Raw genomic sequence first — 25141 nt, 5'->3', positions numbered from 1 at the left:
GAAGGAGACAGATGGATCTCAACATCCGCGACCGCAAGGCACTGGTGACGGGGGCGAGTTCGGGCATCGGGCTGGAGACGGCCCGTCAGCTCCTCGCTGAAGGAGCCGTCGTCGTGATGACCGGGCCCGAGCCCGACGAACTCAAAGCCGCAGTCGACGAACTCGCCGAATTCAAGGAGCGGATCTACGCCCACGACGCCGATATCGCCGATGACGAATCAGTCGACGAACTCGCCGCGTCCGTCGCCGCCGAGGTCGGCGACCTCGACATCCTCGTCAATGTCGCCGGCATCCACGGGGCCGGTGGGCTGTTCCATGAGATCAGCCAGGAGGGCTGGGACCGAACCATCGACGTCGACCTCATGGGACCGGTCCGTGTCACTCGGGCGTTCCTTCCGGGACTTCGCCGAGGCGGCTGGGGCCGTATCGTGTTCGTGTCCTCTGAAGACGCGGTGCAGCCCTATGACGACGAGCTGCCGTACTGTGCGGCCAAGGCCGGCATGCTCTCCTTGGCCAAGGGACTCTCGCGCACCTACGCCTCCGAAGGGTTGCTGGTCAACACCGTCTCTCCGGCGTTCATCGCGACCCCGATGACCGACGAGATGATGAATGAGCGAGCCCAGCAGAAGGGAACGAGCTTCGATGAGGCCATCGCCTCGTTCCTGCGAGAAGAACGGCCGTTCATGGAACTCGGACGTCGCGGCCGACCGGAGGAGGTGGCCAAGGTCATTGCATTCCTCTGCTCGGACGCCGCGAGCTTCGTCAACGGCTCGAACTATCGCGTGGACGCTGGATCGGTGGCCACGATCTAGTGCGCCAGAGCGCCCCGAACACCGAATACAGGCACAGCAGAGACGACAGGAAGAGGAGCATCCGACATGGCTGAGTTCCGATATGTGATCATCGGCGGCGGCATGGCCGCTGACTCCGCGGCCCAGGGGATACGGGAGATCGACGAGGAGGGTTCGATCGCCATCATCAGCGATGACGTCGACGAGCCCTATACGCGTCCCGCGCTGAGCAAGCGACTGTGGACCGACGAGAGTTTCGACGAGAGCGACAACTACCTCGACACCGCCGAAGCGACCGGAGCCCGGATCAGCCTCCGTACGGGGGCGACCGCAGTCGACGTCGAAGCGAAATCCGTGAGGACGACCCACGGCGACTTCACCTATGACAAGCTGCTCTTCGTCACCGGCGGGAGACCGAAGGGCATCGATCTGGACGAAGGTGAGCGGGTCATCTGCTTCCGCGAGTTCAACGACTACCGCCGTCTGCGGGATCTGTCGGGCCGGAACCTGAGCATCGCAGTCATCGGCGGCGGCTTCATCGGCACTGAACTCGCCGCCGCCCTGGTGCAGAACGACACCCGAACGACTCTGATCTTCGACGACGACACCCTCGGCGGGTCCATCTTCCCGCCGGACCTCGCCAAGCAGTTCCACGAACTCTATCGCAGCCACGGAGTGACTCTCGTGCCGGGCACGAAGGCCTCGGGTGGGCACGTCGACGGCGATCGAGTGGTGCTCGACTGCGACGGCGAGCCCCATGAGTTCGACGCCGTGGTCGTCGGCCTCGGCATCGAACCTGCGACCCAGCTCGCAGAGGATGCGGGGCTGGACACGGACGACGGGATCATCGTCGACGAATCGCTGCGGACCTCAAAGCCGGACGTCTTCGCAGCCGGAGACGTTGCTCGCTATCCCGACAGGATCCTCGGACGACAGCGTGTCGAACACGTCGACAACGCCACCCAGATGGGCAAGGCCGTCGGGCGGATCATGGCCGGCGCGGACGAGTCCTACACCCATACACCGTACTTCTACACGAACGTTTTCGACTTCGGGTACCAGGCGGTCGGCGAGCTCGATCCGACACTGCGCACCGTCGAAGACTGGAAGAAGCCCCATACGGATGGAGTGGTGTACTACCTCGGCGAGGACGGACGCGTGCGCGGAGTCCTCATGGTGAATATGGAGGACCGTCTCGACGCCGCGCGGGAGATCCTCGGCGAAGACTGGGACCACACACCGGGCGACCTCGTGACCAGGATCTCGTGAACTGAGTCTCCGGGAATAATCTCACAGAGGCCGGCGACGCTGAGCCGTGGCCACGTCGGCTCGCGACCCTACGGCTCACCGCCACCGTGCGCTGCGGGCGCAGAGTACTCTCCTTCAGGCCTTCGCACCATGCCTTGTCGGCCCGGCGGAGTGTGCTTAGACTGCCTGGCAATCGAGTGGCGTCGTCCAGGAGGTGTCTGATGAGTGAGAACGTCGAGCTCGGAACGATCAAGACGGATGTGCCGGCCCGGTTGGACCGGCTGCCGTGGGCCCGGTTCCACTGGATGGTCGTCGTCGGGCTCGGCAGTGTGTGGATCCTCGATGGTCTCGAGGTGACGATGGTCGGCAACGTCGCCGCTCGGATGACCGAAGAGGGCAGCGGCATCGACATGACCGCGGGGCAGATCGGCACCGCCGGAGCCATCTACGTCCTCGGCGCCTGCGTCGGTGCGATCGTCTTCGGCCAGCTCACTGACCGATTCGGCCGACGCAAGCTCTTCCTCATCACTCTCGTGCTCTATCTCGTCGCCACCGTCGCCACGGCGTTCTCGTTCTCCGCCTGGTACTTCTTCCTCGTGCGCTTTCTCACCGGTGCCGGCATCGGCGGGGAATACGCAGCCGTCAACTCCGCCATCGACGAACTCATCCCCGCCCGCGTCCGGGGCCGCATCGATCTCATCATCAACGGCTCCTACTGGCTCGGCGCCGCCGGTGGGGCGGCGACGACGCTGTTCTTCCTCAACACCGATATCCTGCCGAAGATGATCGGCTGGCGCCTGGCCTTCGCCGTCGGCATGCTGCTGGCGATCTTTGTGTTCGTCGTGCGCAAGAACGTTCCAGAGAGTCCGAGGTGGCTGTTCATCCATGGTCGGAACGACGAGGCCGAACGCATCGTCGGCGAGATCGAAGACGGCATCGAGACGGAGACCTCACAGACCCTGCCGCCGCCGAAGAAGACCATCACCGTCCGGCAGCGGAAGACGATCTCGTTCGTCGAGATCATGAAGGTCGCTTTCACGATCTATCCCAAACGCGCGATCCTCTGCCTCGTCCTCTTCGTCGGGCAGGCGTTCCTCTACAACGGCATCACCTTCAACCTGGGCACGATCTTCAACGGATTCTACGGAGTTGCGGCAGCCACCGTGCCGATCTTCATCATCCTCTGGTCGCTGAGCAACTTCGCCGGCCCCGTCATCCTCGGCAGATTCTTCGATACGATCGGTCGGAAACCGATGATCTCGTTCAGCTACCTCGGATCGGCGGTCGTGGCAGTGGTCCTCGCACTCGTCTTCAACGCTGATGTCGGCGGCGAATGGCTCTTCCTCGTCATCCTCATCGTCTGCTTCTTCCTCGCCTCGTCCGGAGCCAGTGCGGCCTACCTCACCGTCAGCGAGATCTTCCCGATGGAGACCCGAGCACTGGCCATCGCATTCTTCTACGCCATCGGCACCGCCGCCGGAGGCATCGCCGGTCCGCTGCTCTTCGGCGGCATGATCGAGTCCGGTGATCGTTCCCAAGTGGCCTGGGCATTCTGCATCGGTGCGGCGGTCATGGCGCTCGGCGGCGTGGCCGAACTGATCTTCGGCGTCAAGGCGGAAGGTGCCGACCTCGAAGACATCGCCCGACCCCTGACGGCCGAGGACGCTGAGAGTGCCGAAGGCGCCGCGGAGAGCAGTGCCGAGCCGACCGAGCGAGGTGAGTGGGCAGATTCCGCTGAGGCGGCCGAACCGTCGGCGAGCCCCGAGGCTCGAAGCCGAGGAGATCGTCTGCGTCCGGGCCCGGGATCGGTCGGCGTCTATGCACCGTGGCCTTCGGTGTCCTCACGCGACGTTCCGCCCGAGGTCTCGGCCAACGAGGTCAACGGCATCATCGATTTCGTCCGCGACATGGAACCTGTCGGAGAGGTGGAGCTCTACCGTGCGATCGGGGCTCGCCGCTGGGGCCCCGGACGCTTCCGTGCGGCGGTGCGTGAGGCGATTCGGCAGGGAGCCGTCCATCGCAATCGCCGCGGCAGGCTGGAGTACCGAGGCGACCGGTCATAGACCGGTTTCGTCGGTCAGCGGGGCTCGCGGAGGCGGGGGAAGCATATCGATGAGCTCATTGACGGCCTCGGCCAGGATGTCGTGCTGATAGGGCGTGAGGAAGTAGGCCTCGTGGAGGTAGGCGTCGAGCTCGTATTCGGTGAGGTCACCGCCGAGGCTGACATAGTGCAACCACACTCCGGCAACCGACATGTTCCAGAATTCGGCGGCCTCTTTGAGCTTCCTCCGTCTCCTGATCGCTCGCTCGTCTGAGAATGCGATGCTGGATCGGGGATCGATGCGCTTCGGGTTCTGATCGTCCATTCGTCTGCTGATTCGGCTTGTGACTTTCGTGGCAGGAGGTTCCTCCTGCCCGGTGTGCCAGCGATCCGGGACCCAGCGACCCTCGCTCATGCTTTGGCCACTCGTCTCGAATCTTCCCGAAAGTGTAGGTTCTGCTTCTCGATGGAGGCTAGGGGTGATCGACGATCCGGCTGCCGCGTCTGAATCGCCGCGAGAGCGCCTACCGCTCACACCTGCCGCCGGGGCCTCTTCGCAGGTATTTCCGTGAGGTCCCGCATCTGCTGTCGAATCCGCGACCCGTCCAATAGCGTGAGCGGGTCAGAAACGGAATGAGGTGACGATGAGCGAATTCGGCATCGAGGAGGAATTCCTTCTCGTCGATCGACATTCACTTCTGCCTGCTCGATCGAAGAGCAGCCTGCAGGAGATCGAGGACGAGGTGAGGCCGAGCCGCGGAGCAGCCTGTGCCGAATGGCTGCCCGGGCAGATCGAGTTCGCGACTCCCGTCCTGACCACGGCTGAAGAAGCGTTCGAATCGCTGCACTCTTTTCGACGCGGCCTCTCGGCAGCGGCTCAGGCGCGCGGACTGCTCGCTGTCGGCCTCGGCACAGCGCCTCAGATTCCGGCGGCCCCGCCGGGGGTCAGCGACGGCAGCCGTTACCGTGAGTTCGCGCAGCTCGCTCCCGCCATCGCCGCCGACCAATACGTCAACGGCATGCATGTCCATGTCGACATTCCCGACAGGGAAGCGGGGCTGAGAGCTGTCAACGGCCTGCGCAGGTGGATTCCCGTGCTCACCGCGTTGAGCGCGAATTCTCCCCTCTGGCGCGGAGCCGACAGCGGCTTCGCCAGCTGGCGTTCCATCCACTACCGGCGGTGGGTCGTCTTCGGCATCCCGCCTCACTTCCACGACCTCGACGACTACGATGCGCAGATCGATGCTGCGCTGCGATCGGACGTGGTGCTCGACGAGGCGACTCTGGGGTGGCTGGTCAGGCTCTCGCCGAAGCACAGGACAGTCGAAGTCCGGACCAGTGACGTGCAGCTGGACACCGCGACCACTGTGACCCTCGCGCTGCTCACCCGTGCGCTCGCAGACGTCGCCATGGACGACACGGGACCGGAGGCGGTCCCTGCGAATCTGCTGAACATCGCTCATTGGCAGGCTGCGCGTTTCGGTCTCACGGGCTTGCTCATGGACCCGGACACGCAGACGAGTGCACCGGCCGCGGAGGTAGTCCGAAAGGTCTTCCACCGCGCACGACCGGCGCTGATGCGAAGCCAGGATATGGGCCGTGTTCACCGTGGACTCCGCCGTCTGCTCAGCCAGGGCACCGGCTCCGAGGAGCAGCGCCGGGTGGCGGAGAGACAGGGGGTAGGCGGCTTGTTGGAACACGCAGCCCACAGATTGACAGACAGTTCTCAGGATCAATTTGAGCAACCGGCTGACAGCTCCAGGGGCGTTTCTGACCCCCCTTGACGGATCAGGGGTAGCTGAACAGATGATGGTGCAAAGGGCAGAGTGCTCTTGGCTTCCGCGACACAGGAAGCCCGCAGACGCGGTCAGGAGTCTGCGACAGCTTCGGACGATGGGCGGAGACGATTCCCGCCGTTGTCGTCACGAGGCGATGACCCTCGAATCAGTGATCAGCACGAAGGAGCGCCAACCCATCGCATGGCAATCCCAGCCCTGGGCTCCTGGCTTCCATTCTTCAATCTCGGTCCGTGCCCATCAGCGCGGAGACGGAGGCAATCATGAACAACAAGATGAAGATCACCGGTCTGATACTGGCGGGCTACATGCTCGGCAGGACCAAGAAGTTAGGCCTGGCACTCACGGTAGCCTCGGCTGTCGCCGGAACGACTGCCGCGAAGAATCGCGATCAGCTTCTGGGCGGCCTCAAGGATTTCGCTGATTCTTCCCCCGAGCTCAAGAGTCTCCAGGAGAAGATCACCGGTCGTCTGGCCGAATCCGGCAAGAGCGCGGTCAAAGCCGTGGCCGCGAAGGGAGTCGATCAGCTCAGCGTCAAGCTCCAGGATCAGACCGAGAAGATGAAGTCGACTCTCGACGACGCCGCCGACTCGATCGACCCCAATGTCGATGACAGCGAGGGTGCGGACGACGAAGAGGACGCACCCGAGTCGGAGGCCGAGAACGCTGCCGCGCCGTCGGAGGGTTCCGAGCCCGATGAGGAAGGGTTGACCGAGGAGGCAGAGTCCACCGGCGAAACGGAGACGACCGACGAGCCGCAGGAGACCGACGAGGAGCCGCAGGACGAGGAGGAAGCTCCGAAGAAGAAGCCGGCAGCCAAGCGCCCCTCGACGGCGAATCGCTCTGCGAAGGGAACGCGTTCGTCGAAGTCGTCGACTGCTTCACGCGGTTCGCGCACGAAGTCGGGCTCCAAGCGCTCGACGACTGCGAAGAAGACATCGTCGACCCGCGCCGCTGCCAAGCCCGAGGAGGCCGAAGATGAGTGATGATTCGATCTTCAGCGGCCTCAAGCAGCAGGCCGGAGACTTTGCCAAGACCGTCGGACGCAAGGCGGTCAACTCCGTCGGGGACAGGGTCGAGAAGATCGCCGACCGCCTCGACGGCGTGGGCGATGGGCCCGGGCCTGCGGCCCAAGCCGGGGCAGAGGAGATCGCCGAGGGCAAGTCACCGGCGAAAGCGGCGATGTCCGCGGCGACGACCGGAGTCAAGGAGAAGGTCAAGGGTCTGTTCGGCGGCTCGAGCGGTTCGGGCGGCTCCGGTGATTTCAAGTTCTCCAACATCGTGGAGACCGCCGAGGTCGGTGTCCCGCTGAACGTGGCCTACAACGCGTTCACGACGTTCGAGGACTGGCCCGACTTCATGAAGAAGGTCGAGAACGTCGAACGCACCGACGATGTCACCCTCAGCATCAAAGGGCAGGCCGTCTGGTCGCACCGGACCTGGGAAGCCACGATCACCGAGCAGGTTCCCGACTCCCACATCGTCTGGGAATCGACTGGCGAGAAGGGCTATATCAGCGGCAGCATCTCCTTCCACGAGGTCGCGCCCAGGCTGACCCGGATCATTGCAGTGGGCGAGTACCACAAGCAGGGCTTCATGGAAGGCGTCGGTGCACTGTGGTTCACCGTCCCCCGCCGTTTCCGCCTCGAACTGAAGTTCTTCGTCCGCCATGTGATGAGACAGATCATGGTCGACCCCGACAGCGTCGAAGGATGGCGCGGAGAGATCCGCGACGGGGAACTCGTCACCTCCCACGAGGACGGCCTCGAACAGGACCAGGCCCAACCCGAAGACAGCGAGGACGAGCCGGCCGAGGACCAGGTCGCGGATGTCGACTCCGGCGCGGATGAGGATGAACCCGACGAATCCGAGGCGGAGGAGACCGAGGTCGAGCCCGCCGAGGGCGAAGCCGGAGAGGAGTACGAGGACGACGAACCGGCCGAGGGCGAAGCCGAAGAGGAGTACGAGGAGGAGCCGGCAGAGGAATACGAGGACGACGAACCGGCCGAGGCAGGCGACGCGGAGCCCGCAGAGGACTACGAGGAGGAGCCGGAAGCCGCTGACGAGCCCGTGGAATACGAGGAATCCGAAGAACCAGAAGACGAGGAACGCCGCTGAGCGTCCTCCGATTGGGAAGTAGGCAAGAACAATGAGCACCAGCACTGTTGAACGTTCACGCGGCAGCTACGTCGACCGTCCGTCGTCGAGTTCGCTTGCAGACGTCATCGAGATCATCCTCGACAAGGGCCTGGTCATCGATGCATACGTACGCGTCTCCCTGGTGGGGATCGAGGTCCTCACGATCGACGCACGCATCGTCATCGCCAGCGTGGACACCTATCTGCGCTTCGCCGAGGCGACGAACCGGCTCGATCTGACACAGCAGGGCGGACGCGACCTGCCGGAGATGATGGGCGGAATGATGGAGAACGGCTCCAAGGGCAAGACACAGGGAGCTGTGGAAGGCATCAAGGACGCCCTCACCTCGGACGACTCCGATGACGACTCGGGCGAGAGTTCGAGTCAGGAGAAATCACGTCGCCGGACCAAACGCCCGGCGCGCAACTCCTCGGAGTCCGAATGAGTGAAGAAGGCGCACCCTTGGCAGATTGGTATCTGTACGGGATCGTACGCGCCGGTGCCGAGCTGCCGACCGGGCCCGACGGGGTGCAGGGCAATGCCCTCGCTCTCGTCGAGTCCGGGGCGGTTGCGGCCGTGGTCACGGAACTCGCGGACAGTGGGATGCTGGGCACTCCCGAAGCTCTGCAGAACCACAGCGTCGTCCTCGACGAGCTGGCCGAGAAGCAACCGGTGTTGCCGCTCGCATTCGGCACCGTCGTCCCCGGAGGGGCCGATATCGCCGAACAGGTGCTGGCTCCGCAGGCGGACGTCTTCGCCGAGGCGCTCGACCAGTTGGCAGGGTGCACGCAGTTCACCCTGAGGATCAGCTTCGACCGCGACGCGATACTGCGGGAGATCGTCAGCGGTAACCCCGAGGTCGCCGAGCTGAGGGAGAGGATCAGCGGCACGAGCGAAGACGAGACGAGGAACGAACGTATCCGGCTCGGAGAGATCGTGGTCACGACGATGGAGAGCTGGAGAAGGACCGAAGCTCCTCCGATACTCGAGCAGATCCGCTCCGCGACAGTCGAGACGGCGATGCGGGAAGTCGGCCAGGCCGAGGACGTCGCCGAGGTGGCGGTGCTGGTTCGCAGGGACGCCATCGACGAGTTCGACTCCGTCATCGAGGAGTTGGCGGAGGCGAACCGGGAGCGGATGAGATTCCGGCTGATCGGACCGCAGGCACCCTACGACTTCGTCCCCGAGATGTAGGTGACGTCATGGGACTTCTGTCAGCAGTCTTCGGTGCTCCCTTGGCACCGCTCAAGGGAACCGTATGGGTCGCCGAGCAGGTCAGAGGAGAAGCCGAGAAGCGCTATTTCGATCCCGGTGCCATTCGGCGTCAGCTGGAAGAGGTCGCCGGGGCACGCGAACGCGGATCGATCAGTGATGACGAAGCCGATGCCCTCGAGCGTGAGCTCGTCGGACGACTGCTCGAGGGCCGTCGGCGCAGAACCGAGGAGGACCGATGAGCGAAGAGTCGACAGCGAACGAAGAGTCGAGAGCAGAGGGCAGCTCTGCAGACGATGGAGGCACGACCACGAAGCGCGCCAGGAAGCCGGTTGAGAAGGAGCGCACGAGCGGCGGGACGTCCCGCCGGTCGTCCTCATCGGCGTCTTCCTCACGCGAGAAGGCGACGTCCTCGTCATCTGAGAAGGCGAAGTCGTCCTCGCGCTCGGAGAGTCGGTCTCACAGCGCGACCGGTCAGAGGATCTCTGCGGTCAGCGCGGTGAAGAGGGCGATTGAGCAGTTCAGCACCCTCACCGGCAGGCCTCCGGAGTCCGTGGTCGGCACGAGGTGGAAGGACGACCGCTGGTCCGTGCGTCTGGAGGTCGTGGAATCCCGACGCATTCCCGACAGCGCGGATCTGCTGGCCGAGTACGAGGTCGAGCTCGATGCGGACGGTGAGCTCATGGCCTATGACAGGAAGGATCGCTACGTTCGCGGCCGGCCGAGCGAGTGATCGAAAGGGCGATATGAGCATCATGAATCAGCCGAACGATGCGATGCAGCCGCAGCGCAGCCAGGAGGGCACGCTGCTGCACGTCGTGGAGACGCTGCTGGACAAAGGTCTGGTTCTCAACGCGGACATCATGGTCTCCGTGGCCGGTGTCGAGCTGCTGGGAATCCGGATCAGGGCCGCCCTGGCCTCCTTCGAGACCGCGGCCCGCTACGGTCTGGACTTTCCCGCGGGCACGGACCGGGAGACCGTCGCATGGAAGGAAGCAGTCGAGCAGAAGGACACCTGCCCCGAGTGCGGGAAGCGCTCCGCACTCGCGCAGCTGATGAACGACTACTGCCCCTGGTGCGGGTGGCAGAGTGCGCGTTCGAAGCGGATCGAGGCCGGTGAGCCGGCGCAGCTGAACTCCGCGGACGACGGTGACACCTCCGCGGAGCAAGCCGCCGGCTCATCCGCCGACGCAGGCACTCCCGCCGCCGGCTCTCCCGGCGACGACCGCTGAGGCGACCATGCCCGGAGACGCGATCATGCAGCCCACACGCGACCCGCGAGCGACTCTGCCCGACCTCATCGAAGTGCTTCTCAACAAGGGCGTCCATCTCAACCTCGACCTCATCATCTCGGTGTCGGACATCCCGCTCATCGGAATCAATCTGCGCGCCACGATCGCGGGGATCGAGACGATGATCGAGTACGGGATGATGCAGCAGTGGGACCGCGACACCCGAGAGTGGGTGCAGAGAGCCGTCCGCACACATCTGCCGCTGGCCGCCGACGAGGAGATCCTCGCCAAGATGGCCGGAGGGCACTATCAGGACAACTTCTATCGGACGTGGCGGCCCGGCAGCGCCTATCTCACCACCCAGCGTCTCATCATCCATCGACGTGACCCTGCAGAGACACTATGGCAGACGCGCCTGGACGCGATCGCCTCGGTCTCCGCGCTGCGCGAGCCCTCCATCGGAGGTGAAGAGCGCACGCGCATCCTCGTCGGGCTCAACGACGGCACCGAGGCGATCCTTTCGGCCCTCGAGCCCGATCGCCTCATCTCCCTGGTCCAGGCTCGGCTCGACCGGACCGACGGCGCCCCATCCTCGACTCCGGAGGCGACGACGGCGGAGGACCGGCCTCTGCGAGAGGGTCGGATGTGGTTTCTCGAGACCCTGTCGTCCGGGAGCACGTGGCGCGGCGGGCAGGCGCAGCTTTCGAACACGGAACTGACCTGGAGGTCGCCGATGGACGGGCGCGCACGAGTGAGGATCCCACCCGAGCAGCTGCTAGACATCCGCCGCGAGGAGCGCAGCAACCCGACCGACGAACGGCGGGTCCTCATCCTCGAGACCGCGGACTCGACCATCACCCTGGCCGCAGACGACGCCGGCGCATGGTTCGCCGGACTCGACGAGTGGCGGACCGGGCCCGGTGACAGGCGTTCCGCGCCGCTCGAGGCCACCATTTCACCAGGCCGCAACCCCGACGAACGCGCCGAAGAAGGAGCAGCATCATGACGCTCAATGTCAACGAGGAGAGCCTCAAACACGGGGTTCTCACACTCGTCGTCACCCTCGTCGAGGTGATCCAGGAAGCCCTCGAGACCCAAGCGGTGCGCCGGATGGAAGGCGGGGACCTCACCGAGGACGAACAGAACCGCCTCGGCGAGGCTCTCCTCGAACTCGATGAGGCGATGGATCAGATCAAGGACCAACACGGGATCACAGGTTCCGTCGACGATCTGCACCGAGGCCTCGACGATGTCGTCGATGAAGTCGTCGACAAGCTCATCAATCCGGCCAGATGGGCCGAGGAGAATGGAAAGGGCGTCGAATGAACGCCGAGGGTGACATGCTCTACGTCTACGCCATCGTCGCCGGCGACGACTACGCTCCTGCCGTCACGGGCATCGACGGTTCCGCGCTCCACATGGTCGGACGCGACACCGGCCCGAGGGCCGTGGTCCACCGCCACACCCGAGGTCCCTTCGACGGGCCGGACGATTCCGTGCGTCGGTGGGTGCTCGAACACAGCGAAGTCATCGATGATGCCTGGCAGAACTCACCGGCCCTTCTCCCGGTCTCCTTCAACGTCATCGTCCGCTCGGATCCCGAGACCGAGGCGACGGCGACCCAACAGCTCGAACATTGGCTCGACGACTCCGCGGTGATGCTGTCGAGACGACTCGAGGAGCTGTGCGACACCTCCGAGCTGCGAGTCGAAATCTTCCTGGACGGAGGCCTGCTCGAGGAGGTCGACGCAGAGGTCGGCGAAATGAGGACGGAGACGGAGAGCCGTCCTGCAGGAGTGCGCCGACTGCTCGAGAAGCGACTGGAGAAGACGGAGAAGGAGATCGTCGATCGAGCGGCCGACAGGATCTACCCCGAGATCAGGGCCAGGATCGCCGCCCACTGCCTCGACATCGAGGAACACCGCTCCACGAGCCGCGAAAGTGGATTGACACCGGTGATCATGGCCTCATGCCTGGTGAAAAGCACAGACGCCACGGCACTGGGAGCCGAGCTCACCGCGCTCAAGAAGGCCCAGCCCGCTCTGTCCATCCGCTTCCTCGGCCCGTGGCCGCCGTATTCCTTCGCCGACGTCTCCATCAGCGAGGAGCGGAACCCGAGCAGCTCTGCACCAGACTCGCCGACGCCGAACCCGCAGGGCGAGACAACATGAGAGTCGCAGTCATCGGAGCCACCGGCAACGTCGGCACAGCGGTCCTCGACGTGCTCGGGCGCATGCCCGAAATCACCTCGGTGCTGGGGATCTCCAGACGGATGCCCGACACCGAGGCCGAACCGTATTCCGGATGCGAATGGAGATCGATCGACATCGCCGCCGCGAGCAGCGAGAGCACGGCCCACCGCGATCTCACAGAAGCGCTGACCGGTGCCGACGCCGTCATCCATCTGGCCTGGCTGATCCAGCCCAACAGCGACCGGGACCTGCTCCGACGCGTCAACGTCGACGGCACGGCCCGTGTGGCCGCAGCCGTCGCGGCGGCCGGCGTCCCACATCTCGTCGTGGCGTCCTCGGTCGGCGCCTACTCTCCCGATGACAGCATGGACAAGCGCGATGAGGAATGGCCGACCGAGGGGATCCGCTCTTCCCACTACAGTGTGGACAAAGCCGCCCAGGAACGCGTGCTCGACGACTTCTGCGCCGACCACCCCGAGATCACCGTGACCCGACTGCGTCCTGCGCTCATCTTCGGTGCCCCTGCCGCCTCGGAGATCCAGCGCTATTTCCTGGGAACCTGGATGCCCGTCCAGCTGCTGCGCGCGGGCCGACTGCCGTTCCTTCCACTGCCTGCGGGACTGCGCGGCGTCCAAGCCGTCCACTCGACCGATGTCGCCCGTGCCTATGTCGCCAGTGTCCTCCGTCGCCGTTCGGGCGCCTTCAACATCTGCGCCGATGATGTCCTCCATCCGAAGGATCTGGCCGAACTGCTCGACCACGGCAGGCACATCCCGGTGCCGAACGGCGCAGTGCGCGCGGCTCTGGGCATGGGCCATAGCAGCTCACTGGTCGCCGCCGATGCCGGATGGCTGGACATGGGCCTGCACGTGCCGCTGATGGACAACGGCCGCGCACGCCGGGAACTCGGCTGGGAGCCGGAGTACAGTGCCATGGACGCCGCGCGCGAACTGCTCAAAGGCATGGCCGACGGCGAGGGTGCCGCCTCCGTCCCGCTGCGTCCACGCGATGTCGAACATACGCGCCTGCGGGCAACGGACGATACGAGCCGCGGGCACGACGCACCGGGTGCGGACGAGCACGTCGACATGGACCTCCTAGGTCTCTATCTCAGCGACCATCTCACCGGGGCCACCGCCGGCGCGGAGAGGATCGAACGGATGGCGGCCGACTTCATCGACACTCCCGTCTTCGCAGCCCTGTCCGAGCTGGCCGCGGAGATCCGCGGAGAGCATCTCTACGTGCGGCACCTCATCGGCGAGCTCGGTTTTCGGCGCCGTTCTCTCGCCGAGGCTGTGTCGTGGGTCGGCGAACGGGTCGGCAGGCTCAAGAGCAACGGCTCGCTGCTCAAACGCTCGCCCATGACCCTCGTGCTCGAAGCGGAGCTGATGCGCAGCGCGGTCATCGGCAAGCTGGGAATGTGGCAGACGCTTGAGGGCAACGCCGAGGCACTCGGCCTGGATGCCGAACAGTTCCGTGGTTTCGCGCAGAAGGCAGAACACCAACGTGAAGTGCTCGACACTGTGCACAGCTATGCTCGGAGCCGCGCGTTCCGCCGGGATCGGGCTGTCTACGATCAGGCCTCGGGAGTCAGCCCTGTGCGGGGCGACTGAGACACCGTATCCTGCTCCGGTCCTCGATGCCTCCGGGCGCATCGACGAGCTGTGAGCCGGATTCCTGGGCTTCCCGCTACCGGCGACGTCACCTTTCCTTCAGCAATGGCATGCAGTGTCTCAGGCCTCGACCCGGGCCCAAGCTCGGTGCTCGCTCAGCCCCTCCTGCAGCTGCGAGAGCGCCGTTTCGAGGTCATCTTTGCAGTACACTCCGGGGTCGTCGGCCGTGATGCCGTACTTCTCCATCATGGTGCAGGAGTCTCCGCTGGCGGCGATGAACTTGAGATGACGCCACGCTTCCGTGATCAGGAGCTCGATCTCGGTGGTCAGCTCGGCACCATCGGCGAAGAAGAAGGCGTCGAGTTCGCTCGAGGCCACGGTCAGGTATGTCCGCTCGACGGCGACGCTCCGCTCGCCGGAGGTGATGCGTCCACCCACCGGAGCGATCGTGATGGGGACCATTCCCGCCTCGGCGATGCGGTCGTAGGCGCGGATGACCTGCTCGGGGTCGGTCCCACTGCCGGTGACGATGCCGATCTTGCGCCCGTCGACCGGCCAGCGCTTCCCCACCTGGGACAGTGCCGGGCTCGGTTCGATATCGCTGCGCGGCGGCGTCTGAGCCGCAGGGGCCTCGAGACCCAGCCCCTCGGCGACCATGCGGGCAAGCTCCGAGTCGATGCAGGCGAGCACAGCGACCTCGCGCTCCCGGATCGTCTCCTCGTAGCATTTGCCGAGCTCGAAGGTGAAGGCATCGGCGAGGTGCTGCTGTTCGACGGGGGTGAGGCTGAGCCAGAACATGCGCGGCTGGGAATAGTGGTCGTCGAAGGACTCCGGCGAACGGCGTTCCTTCTTCGACGCCGGAATCTCGTGGGCGATTTCGACGAACGTATGCTCGTCGGTCTGCTCGGCAGGGAACGGGTTGCCGCCGTCGAGCGAATTCGGCTTGTACGGTGCGGTGCCGCGATGGTCGGCAGTCTGGTGCATTCCGTCGCGGAACATGTCGTTGACCGGGCAGTGCGGACGGTTGATCGGGAGCTGAGAGAAGTTCGGCCCGCCCAGTCGGGTGAGCTGGGTGTCGAGATAGGAGAACAGCCGCCCTTGGAGCAGCGGATCGTCGGTGATGTCGATGCCCGGGACCACATGCCCGGGGTGGAACGCCACCTGCTCGGTCTCATCGAAGAAGTTGCTGGGATTGCGGTTGAGCGTGAGCATTCCCAGCGGCTGTACGGGTGCGAGCTCCTCGGGCACGATCTTCGTCGGATCGAGCAGGTCGATTCCCTCGAAGGTCTCATGGGGGTCGTCGGGGAAGACCTGGACGCCGAGTTCCCACTGCGGGCATGCTCCGGCCTCGATGGCGTCGGCGAGGTCCCGGCGATGGAAGTCCGGATCGACGCCGTTGACCATCTGGGCCTCCTCCCAGATGAGCGAATGCACACCGGCCTTCGGCTTCCAGTGGAACTTCACCAGGGAGGTCTCTCCGGCGGAGTTCTCGGTTCGGAAGGTGTGGATCCCGAAGCCCTCCATCATCCGGAAGGAGCGGGGGATGCCCCGATCGGACATCTGCCACATCGTGTGATGAGTCGCCTCGGTGTGCAGGGACACGAAGTCCCAGAAGGTGTCGTGAGCGCTCTGCGCCTGCGGGATCTCACGGTCCGGGTGCGGTTTGGCCGCATGGACGATGTCGGGGAACTTGATCGCATCCTGGATGAAGAACACCGGGATGTTGTTGCCGACGAGGTCGAACACACCGTCCCTCGTATAGAACTTCGTCGCGAAGCCCCGGGTGTCGCGGACGGCGTCGGCCGAGCCGCGCGAGCCGACGACCGAGGAGAAGCGGGTGAAAACCTCCGTCTCGACGTCGGGGGCGAGGAAGGCCGCCTTCGTGATGGTCGCGGCATTGCCGTAGGAGATGAACGTGCCGTGGGCGGCAGAACCGCGCGCGTGGACGACACGTTCGGGGATGCGCTCATGGTCGAAGTGGGTGATCTTCTCCCGCAGGTGGTGGTCCTGCAGCAGGGTCGGTCCACGGGAACCCGCCTTGAGCGAATGGTTCGTGTCATAGAGCCGGGCGCCCTGGGCAGTGGTCAGCCAGCTGCCCTGTTGGGCCTGGTCCTCCTGCTCGTCGCGACTGGGCGCCCCTGTGGGTGACGTCGGCTTCGGACCGCTCTGATCGGGCTTCGGCGGCAACGGCTCTCGCGGCGTCGTCGGCTCCTCGAAGTCCGGAGTGCGGGAACCGGGTTTGCCCGGAATGATCGGTCGATCTTCTGTACTCATGGTGTCTCCTCAATGGTGGGTTGACTGCAGAAGCGGTGGGCGGCTCACAGATCCGCGTTCGGGTCGAGGACGACCTTGATGCAGCCGTCGGTCTTCTGCTGGAACATCTCATAGGCTTCGGGAGCTGAATCGAGGGGAAGCCGGTGGGTGACGAGGTCATCGACGCCAAGCGGATCGTCGGAGCTTTCGACCAACGGCAGAAGGTCATCGGTCCAGCTGCGGACGTTGCACTGCCCCATCCGCAGCTGGATCTGCTTGTCGAAGAGGGTGAGCAGCGGCATGGGTGAGAGTGCCCCACCGTAGACTCCGCTGAGCGAGAGGGTCCCGCCCCGACGGACCAGATCGATCGCCGCGTGGAGGACCGCGGTCCTGTCGATGCCGCTGGTCTCCATGAGCTTCCGCGCGGCCGGAGGCGGGAGCAGACCGGTCGCCTGCTGTGCGGCCGAGGCCAGCGGGGACCCGTGTGCTTCCATCCCCACGGCGTCGACGACCGCGTCGGGCCCACGCCCGGAGGTGGCCTCTCGGATGGCCGAATGTGCGTCCTCGTCGAAGTCGAAGACCTCGATCCCGTGGCGAGCGGCCATGTCACGACGTTCGGGGACCGGGTCGAGAGCGAAGACCTGCGCGCCGAGGTGTCTGCCGATGCGGGCGGCGAACTGGCCGACAGGCCCGAGACCGTAGACGCCGAGCGAGTCGCCTTCCCTGATCCCGGCGTATTTCACTGCCTGCCATGCCGTGGGGAGGATGTCGCTGAGGAAGAGGTAGCGGTGGTCGGGAAGATCGGCACCGACCTTGATCGGTCCGACGTCGGCATAGGGGACACGGAGGTATTCTGCCTGCCCGCCGGGCACAGACCCGTAGAGTCGGGAGTAGCCGAACAGCTGTGCCCCGGACCCGTACTGCCTCACCTGTGTGGTCTCGCATTGGGTGTACAGCCCCTGCTCGCACATCCAGCAGCGGCCGCAGGAGATGGGAAACGGCACGACCACCCGATCGTCGGTCGACAAGCCGGAATCGGGGCCGGCCTCGACGACTCGACCCATCGTCTCGTGCCCGATGATGTCCCCGCGGTCCATGAATGGACCCAGCACTTCGTAGAGGTGAAGGTCGGAGCCGCAGATGGCGGTGGAGGTGACTTCGATGATCGCGTCGTTCGACTTGTGACGGATCGGATCATCGACCGTCTCCACAGAGACGTCTCTCTTGCCTTGCCAAGTGACTGCACGCATTGTCTTCTCTCCTTTTCGATCGACAGTGTGTTCGCCCGTCGGAGCGGTCGCTCGCCCGCGGGTCAGTCGTTATCCGATGGCTCCGCGGGGTCTGTCGGCTGGTCTTCTGTCGGCGGTGGTGCGGGAGCACGGAAGCCGACGGCCCGATGGGAGCCGTCGCACAGCGGTGGGATTCCGGTCTTCCCGCACCGGCAGAGGGCGACGACCCGACGTTCGGTTGCCGTCTCCTCCCGTCCTGGTGCTGTGAGGACCGCGAAGTCGCCTCGGATCAGCAGTGGCCCGTCCGGGCACGGAGTGATGGTGGTGGTCGGAGTCGTGTTCACAGCGACCTCCCGCTCGCTCGCAGCGAGCTGGCTCCTGTGGACCAGGCCGCGAGCATCCGGGAACCGGTGATGTCGTCGAGGCGGAGGCAGGCCGCGGCACCGAAGAGGATGTCGGGGATGAGTCCCGGTTCGTCGTTGGCTGCCCCTCCCGCGAGGTCATGTGCGGCGATCTGTTCGTGAACGGCGTCGGCTTCGACGTGTTCGTCGAAGTACCACGTGACGTCCCGATCGAAGCCGTTTCTGGAGAAGGCACGAGAGAAGAGGCCGTTGGGGATGGACGAGGTCATCTCGAACGCCGCGAGATGACCGATGGCGGCACCTCGCAGGCGCCGGTTGAGACCGAAGAGGTTCATCGCGTTCACCGAGGCGAGAGTGACCGCAGGCACGTCATCGAGGTAGTGATCGGGTCGGTCGTCCAGACCGAATCCGCGCAGCGCCTGGGCGAAGATCTCGGCGTGGACGCGCTCGGGTCTGCCGCCGCCGTATTCGTCAGCCTGGATCTCGACGAGGGCTGCCTTCGCCCGTCCGCGCAGTCGAGGTATCGCCCAGGAATGGGGATCGGCTTCGCGCAGGGTGTAGATGGACTTGTGGATGAGGAATTCCCGCAGCTGGTCGACGGACGCGTGCTTCGCCGCCCATGTGGCCAGCTCCGGCTGCGCCACCTCGCTGGTCATCGAGAACAGTGTCTGTGCGAGTTCGGCGCCGGTGTTCGGAAGGGGTTCCGGGAACGGTGCGAGCGCCCGCAGCGCCGTCTCGAAGCTCTTTTCGATCCGTCCTCGGACTCCGATCAGCAGAGGGTTCCACTCCCATTCACCGCGCACGAAGTCGGCGGGCCCGCTGTGGAGGAGGTAGAGGAGGTGGAGTGACAGCTGGAGATCCTCGTCTCGGAGCAGATCCTCACTCGCCGTCAGGCCGCGTCGGGTCGCGGCGTCGAGTTCGAGCAGCGCCTCGGCCGACACGTCGCCTTCGGCAGTGAGCACGGTGAGCAGAAGGGAGCTGACCTCGCCTCTCGGACTGGGCGTGAGTCCGCTGCCCGTCGGGGGACTCAGAACTCGGCCGTCCTGCTCATCGATCGCACCAGTCTGTGTCATCCGCTGACTCCTCATCGTCGGCCGTCCCTGAGTAGACAGCGTGGCAAAGTGCGCTGCCGATGTCAGCGTCCGCACGAGACTCATACTTCATCGCCGCTGAGCCGTCGGCAGGCGGGCCAGGCACGGAACGCGGCCCGAGGACGGTCGCTTGGGACGGCGTGACGACCGTCTCTGTGTCCGCGAACGGCAACGTTGTCTGAGGCACCCGCCGGGGGGCGGCGGCCCCCTGGACAGTGCTCGGGAGCACTCAGCATGATGAGCGTCCCGCACCCGGAGAGTGGGTCATCCGACCGTTCCCGCTGCGGGGGAGCAGACGACACGCACACTGACACGAGGAGACGATGAAGATGACGACAGCACATCGGCGGGCACGAACCGCGCCTCGGCCCATGGCAGCTCGTGAGCGGCGACGACGGTCGCCCGCCACATGCGCAGGTCCTTCGCGCTGAAGTCGTGTCCGGCGACGTCTCGGATGTTGTCGTTGCCGGCGACGGCGGACAGCTGATCCTCTGTTGGCGCCCTTCCTCAGAATTTCCTCACCGCTGAGATCGACGAGCACGATGTTTCTCGTCGCCCCAGGATGTCGAGACCGATGCCGAGACGCAAGAGGTGTGACAGATGCGGTCGCTGCCCTATTCGACGGAGTTCTCGTGCTTATGCCCCACGTTCTTGGGCAGAGTCTGCATCTGGGCACCGATGACCGGGTCGCTGTCGATGTGCTTGCGCGCGATCGGGCACGAGACGGTGATGGGGATCCGGCGATTCAGTGAGTCTTCGAGCGCCAGACGCAGGAGTTCGCGGCAATGCCGGTCCGAATCGAGGGGCTCAATGGCTTCGCAGTAGACGAACATGATCTCGTCCGCTGTGATCGTGTAGTGAAGAGAGGCGACGAGCTGTCCGGGAAGGTAGAGATCGAACTTGGACGCTTCGCTGTTGTTGAGCAGAGTGTACACAGTGGTTCCCTTGGGTCCAGGAAGGCGGCCATCTGCTTGACCGATTCTCAGATTATCCCAGAGCCGCACCGGACAACAAGTGGCAGGTCGAAGTGAGTGAGAAGTCGGACGTGCCGGATCAGTCGGTGACCGTGCCCGGCAGCGCACCGGTGCTGACGAACTCCTCGGCGACCTCACGCAGCTTCGTGTTCGTCTTCGAGCTCATCTTCGTGAGCAGCAGGAACGCCTCGTGCTCACTGATCTTGTGCCGTTCCATGAGGATCCCTTTCGCCTGACCGATGAGATCCCGCGAGGCCACTGCCTCTTAGAGCTGTCCCTGCTTCTGCGCGTTGGCCAGAGCCAGAGAGGCATGAGCGGCCACTCCGCTTCCGATGTCTTCCGATTCCTGGTCGAAGGCGCGGGGAGTCTTCGAATAGAGATTGAGGGCACCGAGGCTGTCGACCTCGACGAAGAGTTGGAAGGCGAGCATGCTCCTCACTCCCTCAGAGACCGCGCTGGAGGCGAACCGGGGCCAGGGGGTGGGGTCGGTGAGATCCGGGACCCGGACGATGCGATGCTCGCGGATGGAGTCGAAGCACCCTGCTCGCCGATCTGCGCAGTAAGTCGATGCCGTTCGTCATCGGTAACGGTGGGCGCGGGAGCGACAGCCGCGTCGCGGGGTATGTCATCGGTCGGTTCTGCCGAGGTCTCGTCCATCAGAGATGCCACTCCAATCGTGTCTCAGGTGTCGACCCTGGGATGGCTGTCTTCAGTATTCGTCCATGTCGGGATCTTCGTCAATGGCCTCCGACGGCCGTTTCTCGTCGCCTACCGCCGGACCTGGCGGCGAAGTGTCCCTTCACCGCAGAGTCGACTTCAGCTCCTCGACGCGTGCGGTGAGCCCGGCGATGTCGAGTCCCTGACTCTTCTCGATCAGTTCCCGAGTCTGTTCGGGGCAGAGGATGCCGGATGCGATGAGTCGGGAGACCGGCGTGTCCGGACGATCGTATTCGCGTCGACGCTCTCCTGCAGGAGAGAGGCGCCAGCCCACGGGGTTCTTGACAGGCATGAAGTAATTGAGGCGGTCGGCCAGGGCCGACCACAGCTGGTTGACTCTCGCGACCGCGGCATCGATGTCGTGCGGCGTGCCGAGCGGGAGGTTGAGGCCGCTGAACGTCCGATCGGGTACGCGAGACCCTTGTCGGAGATCGCTCATGCAGTGGACTTCGATGAGGTTGTCCTCTGCCCACTTCTCGATGGCGCTGTCCGGGACCGCCGGTGGCAACAGGATTCCGGTGACGATGAAAGGCACCGCGCGCACCATCTGCGCGAGCATGTCGACCACTTGCGTGCCGGGGGCGAAGGTCCTCGTGTGCACCCACCCGATCTCCACGTCGGTGAATGTCACTGTGACGCAGTCCTCGTCGGTCAGTGTCGTGATCGTCAGCAGTTCGACGAGGAAGTAGCCGGGTTCGGGCTCGAGGAGCGAACGCATGCGCTGCCGCGGGAGGGAAGCACGCATCCCCGCCCCGGTGCCGGTCAGCCACGAATCGTCCTGGTCGCCGGCCTTGGCACCGCGCAGGTACCGATCGATCGTCGCCGCGGAGATGTCGAGGAGTTCCCTTCGCACCGAGGGCGAATAGCCGTGCCGTCCCTCACGGAGGTGACCGTGCCGCTCCAGGGAGTCGAGGCAGTCGGCCATCGCCGCCTCGAGGTACTTGCCGCAGGGGCGGCCGGAGGACTTCCACACGAGTTCGAGAGCCCGCTGGGCACGAGAGGAGAACTTCTTCGGCTTGAGGCGACGGCGGTCGACGACAGCGTCGAGGGAGACCCCGGCTCTGATCTGGTGGAACTGGCTGCGCAGTTGGTGGCGCGCGTGATCGCGTGTCCACCCGGTCGCCTCCGTCAGCGTGTCGAGGATCGTGCCCTTGCCCTTGCGCGACGACGCCTCATAGGAGCGAGCATAGGTGCGGGCTAGTTGGATGGGTGAAGTCATGATGTCATCCTCCGAATCGGATCGGGGAGCCACCGGGACTCCCGTTGTGCCAGAGACGCTATTGAGCGCGAAGTTTCTGTGGAAGGGTCTTTACAGATCCGCGGGTTTCGTCTAGGCGACCCGAGCGACCTCGGGAATCCTCAACCTCGGTCCTCGCAACGGCAAAGCGGGGGTTTGCATTGGGCGCCGAGGGGTCTTGTCGCTGTCGAGTCCCGGCGTCTAGCGTGACCACATTGACAATGCGGTCACGGCCACAGCATTCCCTGCACTTCGGTGAGGAAGGAAGGATCACGATGATCGACGCCGGCGGCAGGCTCCTCGACGATTCGGACGAGCACCCGACCTTCCGTGTCTACGCCGACCTGATCGGGCGTCCCTTCTGCCTCGTCCTCGAATGACACCGCGACGCCGCCCGAGCGAAGATTCGCTTACTTGGCAGATATTTAGCTAAGCTAACGAACATGACGCGGCGAAGCAGCACCATCGATGAGCTCTACACGCGCACCGCCGAGGATGCGTCCAGGGCCGTGATCGCGAGCTATTCGACCTCTTTCGGTCTTGCGGTCAGACTGCTCGGAGCCAGAAACCGGCACCATATCCGCAATATCTACGCCCTGGTCCGCATTGCCGATGAGATTGTCGATGGCCTGGCCCTCGAAGCAGGGCTTGACGAGGCCGAGCAGCGGGAGATGCTGGACCGGTTCGCATCCGCCACCCACGCGGCGCTGCGCAACGGCATCAGTGACAACCTCGTCATCCATGCCTTCGCCCGGACCGCTCGCGCAGCAGGCATCGACTCCGAGCTCATCGACCCGTTCTTCGCCTCCATGCGGGCAGACCTGGAATCCGCGGACGCCGGTTCCGGTCGTAGGACCGAGGCGGCGACCGCGTCGCCGGTCCGCGGCTTCGACGCGAAGGAACATGCCGAGTACGTCTTCGGGTCCGCCGAGGTCGTCGGACTCATGTGCCTCAAGGTCTTCCTCATCGATCTCGACCGCACCCCCGCCGAGGTCGCCCGGCTCGAGTACGGGGCACGGCAGCTGGGAGCGGCGTTCCAGAATGTCAACTTCCTGCGCGACCTGGCCGATGATGATCAGCGCCTCGGCCGCAGCTACCTCACCTCGGGACACCGACTCACCGAGGCTGAGAAAGCCGAATGGGTGAACACGATCCGGCAGCAGCTCGACGCCGCGCAGGATGCCATCACCGGACTGCCGAAGGACGCGCGCACTGCGGTCCGCTGCGCCTGCGCGCTCTTCACCGCGCTCACCGAGAGGATTGCCTCTACTCCCGTCGCCGAGCTCTACCGACATCGGGTGCGGGTCCCGAGCGCCGTGAAGGCTCGACTGACAGCCCACGCAGTCATGACTTCAGCCCGCGAAGGTCGGAAGTGAACCGGCGGAGCGGCTCCGGTGCCGTCAGCAGCCCGCGCACCGGCATCATCGGCGGGGGAGCCGCCGGGCTGGCCACAGCTATCCTCCTCGCCCGCGAAGGCCACTCGGTTGACCTGTTCGAGAAGAACAGCGAACTCGGCGGGCGCATCGGCGTGTTCGAGAGTGAGGGCTTCCGTTTCGACACCGGGCCCTCTTGGTATCTCATGCCCGAGGTCTTCGAACACTTCTTCGCTCTCGCCGGCACCAGCGCCGAGGCCGAACTCGACCTCCGCATGCTCGATCCCGGCTACACCGTATTCAGCCCACCGGGGCCGGTCGATGAGAGCACGGGCGCCCCGGGGCGCACGCGAGAACTGACGATCCCGCAGGGCAGGTCCCGGGTGCGGGCGATCTTCGAAAGCGTCGAGCGAGGCACGGGAGGTTCCCTCGACGACTATCTCGTCTCGGCCGAGCACACGAAGGAGCTCGCGCTCGCTCACTTCCTCTACAACCCCTTCACCTCGCCGCGGTCCCTGCTCCATCGGGACATCCTCAGCGGGCTCCCGAAATTGGTCCGGCTGATGGGGACGTCGCTGGCCGGCTTCGCCGAATCCTCGTTCAACGATCCGGTGCTGCGCCAGATCCTCCAGTACCCCGCGATCTTCCTCGGCACCGACCCGAGACGGGCACCGGCGATCTACCACCTCATGAGTACGCTCGACCTCGCCCAAGGTGTCAGTTACCCCATGGGCGGGTTCCATACGATCATCGACGCCCTGGTCCAGTTGGCCGAACGCTCCGGGGTGCGCCTCCACACGGGAGCCGATGTCACGCACATCGACACCGGGCCAGTCGGGCGCGGCCGAACCAGACGTCGAGTCACCGGCCTGAACTGGACCGACGAGGACGGACGCGCACACACGCATTCTGCCGATGTCGTCGTCTCCGCCGCTGACCTCCACCACACGGAGACGAAACTGCTCTCTCCCGAGGACCAGAGCTTCCCCGAACGCTCCTGGACATCGGTGACGAGCGGTCCCGGCGCGGTGCTCGTCTTCCTCGGCATCGAAGGCGAACTCGAGGCGCTGCCGCACCATTCGCTGTTCTTCACCGAGGACTGGGCGGCGAACTTCGACGCGATCTTCGGGTCCAGGCAGAAGATCCCCTCACCGGCCTCGATCTATGTCTGTCGTCCCAGCGCCACCGATCCCACTGTCGCTCCGCCCGGGCACGAGAACCTCTTCCTCCTCATCCCCGTCCCCGCCGATGCGGGACTCGGGGCCGGGGGAGACGACGGCGGAGGCGACCCGCGGATCGAGACGGCCGCCGACCGTGCGATCGACCAGATCGCCCGGTGGGCCGACATCCCCGACCTGCGCCGGCGGATCAGAGTGCGCAGAACCCAGGGCCCGACGGACTTCGCCGAAGGATTCAACTCCTGGCTCGGCGGAATGCTCGGTCCTGCGCACACACTGCGACAGAGCGCGATGTTTCGATGGCAGAACGCCTCGAAGACTGTCGACGGGCTGTTCTATGCCGGCGCCACCACGACGCCCGGCGTGGGTGTGCCGATGTGCCTCATCAGCGCCGAGCTCGTCCTCAAACGCCTCCGCGGAGACTCCAGCCCGGGACCACTGCCGATCCCTGCACCGTGAGGGA

Annotated in this window: 26 protein-coding genes and 1 pseudogene; 17 read left to right on the top strand and 10 right to left on the bottom strand. The window is 65.2% G+C overall.

Annotation, left to right across the window (positions count from 1 at the left end):
- Positions 1-11: 11 nt before the first annotated feature.
- From L1F31_RS14710 to L1F31_RS14700, 3 genes are all read left to right on the top strand, one after another.
- Positions 12-812: an SDR family NAD(P)-dependent oxidoreductase gene (locus L1F31_RS14710; protein ID WP_152347522.1), complete on the top strand. Its 801-nt coding sequence runs from the start codon at positions 12-14 to the stop codon at positions 810-812.
- 66 nt (positions 813-878) lie between these two features.
- Positions 879-2060 carry an NAD(P)/FAD-dependent oxidoreductase gene (locus tag L1F31_RS14705; protein WP_167198808.1) on the top strand — a complete coding sequence of 394 codons (1182 nt, stop codon included), beginning with the start codon at positions 879-881 and terminating at the stop codon, positions 2058-2060.
- Positions 2061-2260: 200 nt separating this feature from the next.
- Positions 2261-4102 (top strand): MFS transporter, encoded by a 1842-nt coding sequence (locus tag L1F31_RS14700; RefSeq protein ID WP_265417988.1) that lies wholly within the window; start codon positions 2261-2263, stop codon positions 4100-4102.
- On the opposite strand, the gene L1F31_RS14695 is transcribed toward L1F31_RS14700, so the two are convergent.
- A complete protein-coding gene (locus tag L1F31_RS14695) occupies positions 4097-4405 on the bottom strand; it encodes a hypothetical protein (RefSeq protein ID WP_265417987.1) in 309 nt (102 codons plus the stop codon). The genes L1F31_RS14700 and L1F31_RS14695 overlap by 6 nt on opposite strands.
- 319 nt (positions 4406-4724) lie before the next feature.
- Between L1F31_RS14695 and L1F31_RS14690 the strand changes: the two genes are divergently transcribed.
- The 12 genes from L1F31_RS14690 to L1F31_RS14635 all read left to right on the top strand — a co-directional run bounded on the left by L1F31_RS14690 (position 4725) and on the right by L1F31_RS14635 (position 14264).
- Positions 4725-5864 carry a carboxylate-amine ligase gene (locus tag L1F31_RS14690; protein ID WP_265417986.1) on the top strand — a complete coding sequence of 380 codons (1140 nt, stop codon included), beginning with the start codon at positions 4725-4727 and terminating at the stop codon, positions 5862-5864.
- 275 nt (positions 5865-6139) lie between these two features.
- Positions 6140-6862, top strand: coding sequence for a hypothetical protein (locus L1F31_RS14685; protein WP_265417985.1), 723 nt, complete (start codon positions 6140-6142; stop codon positions 6860-6862).
- Entirely contained in the window at positions 6855-7994 is a 1140-nt protein-coding gene (locus tag L1F31_RS14680; RefSeq protein WP_265417984.1) for an SRPBCC family protein, read from the top strand. Before L1F31_RS14685 ends, L1F31_RS14680 begins: the two co-directional genes overlap by 8 nt.
- 31 nt (positions 7995-8025) lie before the next feature.
- On the top strand, positions 8026-8460 hold the full coding sequence (gene gvpJ / locus L1F31_RS14675; protein WP_167198792.1) for a gas vesicle protein GvpJ: 435 nt from the start codon (positions 8026-8028) through the stop codon (positions 8458-8460).
- Complete coding sequence (locus L1F31_RS14670; protein WP_265417983.1) at positions 8457-9209, top strand: GvpL/GvpF family gas vesicle protein; 753 nt, start codon at positions 8457-8459, stop codon at positions 9207-9209. Before gvpJ ends, L1F31_RS14670 begins: the two co-directional genes overlap by 4 nt.
- An 8-nt stretch (positions 9210-9217) precedes the next feature.
- Positions 9218-9469, top strand: a complete 252-nt coding sequence (locus L1F31_RS14665) for a gas vesicle protein GvpG (protein WP_039206887.1) — start codon at positions 9218-9220, stop codon at positions 9467-9469.
- On the top strand, positions 9466-9960 hold the full coding sequence (gene gvpO, locus L1F31_RS14660) for a gas vesicle protein GvpO (RefSeq protein WP_167198786.1): 495 nt from the start codon (positions 9466-9468) through the stop codon (positions 9958-9960). The genes L1F31_RS14665 and gvpO overlap by 4 nt, the downstream gene beginning before the upstream one ends.
- Positions 9961-9982: 22 nt before the next feature.
- Positions 9983-10459, top strand: a complete 477-nt coding sequence (locus tag L1F31_RS18940) for a gas vesicle protein (protein ID WP_283255775.1) — start codon at positions 9983-9985, stop codon at positions 10457-10459.
- A 25-nt stretch (positions 10460-10484) separates the two neighbouring features.
- Positions 10485-11465 (top strand): gas vesicle protein, encoded by a 981-nt coding sequence (locus L1F31_RS14650; protein WP_265417982.1) that lies wholly within the window; start codon positions 10485-10487, stop codon positions 11463-11465.
- Entirely contained in the window at positions 11462-11785 is a 324-nt protein-coding gene (locus L1F31_RS14645; RefSeq protein WP_167198780.1) for a gas vesicle protein K, read from the top strand. Before L1F31_RS14650 ends, L1F31_RS14645 begins: the two co-directional genes overlap by 4 nt.
- The gene (locus L1F31_RS14640) at positions 11782-12630 is read left to right on the top strand and encodes a GvpL/GvpF family gas vesicle protein (RefSeq protein WP_265417981.1); all 849 of its coding nucleotides are present in this window, start codon (positions 11782-11784) and stop codon (positions 12628-12630) included. Before L1F31_RS14645 ends, L1F31_RS14640 begins: the two co-directional genes overlap by 4 nt.
- The gene (locus L1F31_RS14635; protein ID WP_265417980.1) at positions 12627-14264 is read left to right on the top strand and encodes an NAD-dependent epimerase/dehydratase family protein; all 1638 of its coding nucleotides are present in this window, start codon (positions 12627-12629) and stop codon (positions 14262-14264) included. Before L1F31_RS14640 ends, L1F31_RS14635 begins: the two co-directional genes overlap by 4 nt.
- Positions 14265-14384: 120 nt before the next feature.
- On the opposite strand, the gene L1F31_RS14630 is transcribed toward L1F31_RS14635, so the two are convergent.
- From L1F31_RS14630 to L1F31_RS14590, 9 genes and pseudogenes are all read right to left on the bottom strand, one after another.
- Positions 14385-16538, bottom strand: coding sequence for a catalase (locus L1F31_RS14630; RefSeq protein WP_265417979.1), 2154 nt, complete (start codon positions 16536-16538; stop codon positions 14385-14387).
- Between the two features lie 44 nt (positions 16539-16582).
- A complete protein-coding gene (locus L1F31_RS14625; RefSeq protein ID WP_167198768.1) occupies positions 16583-17767 on the bottom strand; it encodes a zinc-dependent alcohol dehydrogenase in 1185 nt (394 codons plus the stop codon).
- A 62-nt stretch (positions 17768-17829) separates the two neighbouring features.
- Complete coding sequence (locus L1F31_RS14620) at positions 17830-18090, bottom strand: CDGSH iron-sulfur domain-containing protein (RefSeq protein ID WP_139908832.1); 261 nt, start codon at positions 18088-18090, stop codon at positions 17830-17832.
- Entirely contained in the window at positions 18087-19181 is a 1095-nt protein-coding gene (locus L1F31_RS14615; protein ID WP_265417978.1) for an iron-containing redox enzyme family protein, read from the bottom strand. The genes L1F31_RS14620 and L1F31_RS14615 overlap by 4 nt, the downstream gene beginning before the upstream one ends.
- A gap of 282 nt (positions 19182-19463) precedes the next feature.
- Positions 19464-19610 carry a hypothetical protein gene (locus tag L1F31_RS14610; protein WP_167198764.1) on the bottom strand — a complete coding sequence of 49 codons (147 nt, stop codon included), beginning with the start codon at positions 19608-19610 and terminating at the stop codon, positions 19464-19466.
- A gap of 203 nt (positions 19611-19813) precedes the next feature.
- Positions 19814-20134 (bottom strand): hypothetical protein, encoded by a 321-nt coding sequence (locus L1F31_RS14605; RefSeq protein WP_265417977.1) that lies wholly within the window; start codon positions 20132-20134, stop codon positions 19814-19816.
- 118 nt (positions 20135-20252) lie between these two features.
- Entirely contained in the window at positions 20253-20432 is a 180-nt protein-coding gene (locus L1F31_RS14600) for an ANTAR domain-containing protein (protein ID WP_265417976.1), read from the bottom strand.
- A gap of 6 nt (positions 20433-20438) precedes the next feature.
- Positions 20439-20702, bottom strand: a pseudogene (locus L1F31_RS14595) (GAF domain-containing protein); the annotation flags it as partial.
- A gap of 270 nt (positions 20703-20972) precedes the next feature.
- Entirely contained in the window at positions 20973-22109 is a 1137-nt protein-coding gene (locus L1F31_RS14590; protein ID WP_265417975.1) for a hypothetical protein, read from the bottom strand.
- A gap of 461 nt (positions 22110-22570) precedes the next feature.
- On the opposite strand from L1F31_RS14590, the gene L1F31_RS14585 reads away from it, so the two are divergent.
- Positions 22571-23503, top strand: coding sequence for a phytoene/squalene synthase family protein (locus L1F31_RS14585; protein ID WP_208091427.1), 933 nt, complete (start codon positions 22571-22573; stop codon positions 23501-23503).
- Positions 23500-25137 (top strand): phytoene desaturase family protein, encoded by a 1638-nt coding sequence (gene crtI, locus L1F31_RS14580; RefSeq protein WP_265417974.1) that lies wholly within the window; start codon positions 23500-23502, stop codon positions 25135-25137. The genes L1F31_RS14585 and crtI overlap by 4 nt, the downstream gene beginning before the upstream one ends.
- Positions 25138-25141 lie beyond the last annotated feature (4 nt).

Source organism: Brevibacterium spongiae, assembly GCF_026168515.1.
In the GTDB taxonomy this organism is placed as follows: Bacteria; Actinomycetota; Actinomycetes; order Actinomycetales; family Brevibacteriaceae; genus Brevibacterium; species Brevibacterium spongiae.
The sequence above is the reverse complement of the archived record's forward strand: the minus strand, read 5'-3'. Positions and strand labels throughout refer to the sequence as shown.

Coding starts and splice junctions, on each gene's coding strand:
- L1F31_RS14695 (WP_265417987.1), bottom strand. CDS start 4,405: ATGGACGATCAGAACCCGAAGCGCATCGATCCCCGATCCAGCATCGCA.
- L1F31_RS14615 (WP_265417978.1), bottom strand. CDS start 19,181: ATGACACAGACTGGTGCGATCGATGAGCAGGACGGCCGAGTTCTGAGT.
- L1F31_RS14640 (WP_265417981.1), top strand. CDS start 11,782: ATGAACGCCGAGGGTGACATGCTCTACGTCTACGCCATCGTCGCCGGC.
- L1F31_RS14670 (WP_265417983.1), top strand. CDS start 8,457: ATGAGTGAAGAAGGCGCACCCTTGGCAGATTGGTATCTGTACGGGATC.
- gvpO (WP_167198786.1), top strand. CDS start 9,466: ATGAGCGAAGAGTCGACAGCGAACGAAGAGTCGAGAGCAGAGGGCAGC.
- L1F31_RS18940 (WP_283255775.1), top strand. CDS start 9,983: ATGAATCAGCCGAACGATGCGATGCAGCCGCAGCGCAGCCAGGAGGGC.
- L1F31_RS14650 (WP_265417982.1), top strand. CDS start 10,485: ATGCAGCCCACACGCGACCCGCGAGCGACTCTGCCCGACCTCATCGAA.
- L1F31_RS14700 (WP_265417988.1), top strand. CDS start 2,261: ATGAGTGAGAACGTCGAGCTCGGAACGATCAAGACGGATGTGCCGGCC.
- L1F31_RS14690 (WP_265417986.1), top strand. CDS start 4,725: ATGAGCGAATTCGGCATCGAGGAGGAATTCCTTCTCGTCGATCGACAT.
- L1F31_RS14610 (WP_167198764.1), bottom strand. CDS start 19,610: ATGTGGCGGGCGACCGTCGTCGCCGCTCACGAGCTGCCATGGGCCGAG.
- L1F31_RS14680 (WP_265417984.1), top strand. CDS start 6,855: ATGAGTGATGATTCGATCTTCAGCGGCCTCAAGCAGCAGGCCGGAGAC.
- L1F31_RS14590 (WP_265417975.1), bottom strand. CDS start 22,109: ATGACTTCACCCATCCAACTAGCCCGCACCTATGCTCGCTCCTATGAG.
- gvpJ (WP_167198792.1), top strand. CDS start 8,026: ATGAGCACCAGCACTGTTGAACGTTCACGCGGCAGCTACGTCGACCGT.
- L1F31_RS14630 (WP_265417979.1), bottom strand. CDS start 16,538: ATGAGTACAGAAGATCGACCGATCATTCCGGGCAAACCCGGTTCCCGC.
- L1F31_RS14585 (WP_208091427.1), top strand. CDS start 22,571: ATGACGCGGCGAAGCAGCACCATCGATGAGCTCTACACGCGCACCGCC.
- L1F31_RS14645 (WP_167198780.1), top strand. CDS start 11,462: ATGACGCTCAATGTCAACGAGGAGAGCCTCAAACACGGGGTTCTCACA.
- L1F31_RS14635 (WP_265417980.1), top strand. CDS start 12,627: ATGAGAGTCGCAGTCATCGGAGCCACCGGCAACGTCGGCACAGCGGTC.
- L1F31_RS14685 (WP_265417985.1), top strand. CDS start 6,140: ATGAACAACAAGATGAAGATCACCGGTCTGATACTGGCGGGCTACATG.
- L1F31_RS14665 (WP_039206887.1), top strand. CDS start 9,218: ATGGGACTTCTGTCAGCAGTCTTCGGTGCTCCCTTGGCACCGCTCAAG.
- L1F31_RS14625 (WP_167198768.1), bottom strand. CDS start 17,767: ATGCGTGCAGTCACTTGGCAAGGCAAGAGAGACGTCTCTGTGGAGACG.
- L1F31_RS14705 (WP_167198808.1), top strand. CDS start 879: ATGGCTGAGTTCCGATATGTGATCATCGGCGGCGGCATGGCCGCTGAC.
- L1F31_RS14710 (WP_152347522.1), top strand. CDS start 12: ATGGATCTCAACATCCGCGACCGCAAGGCACTGGTGACGGGGGCGAGT.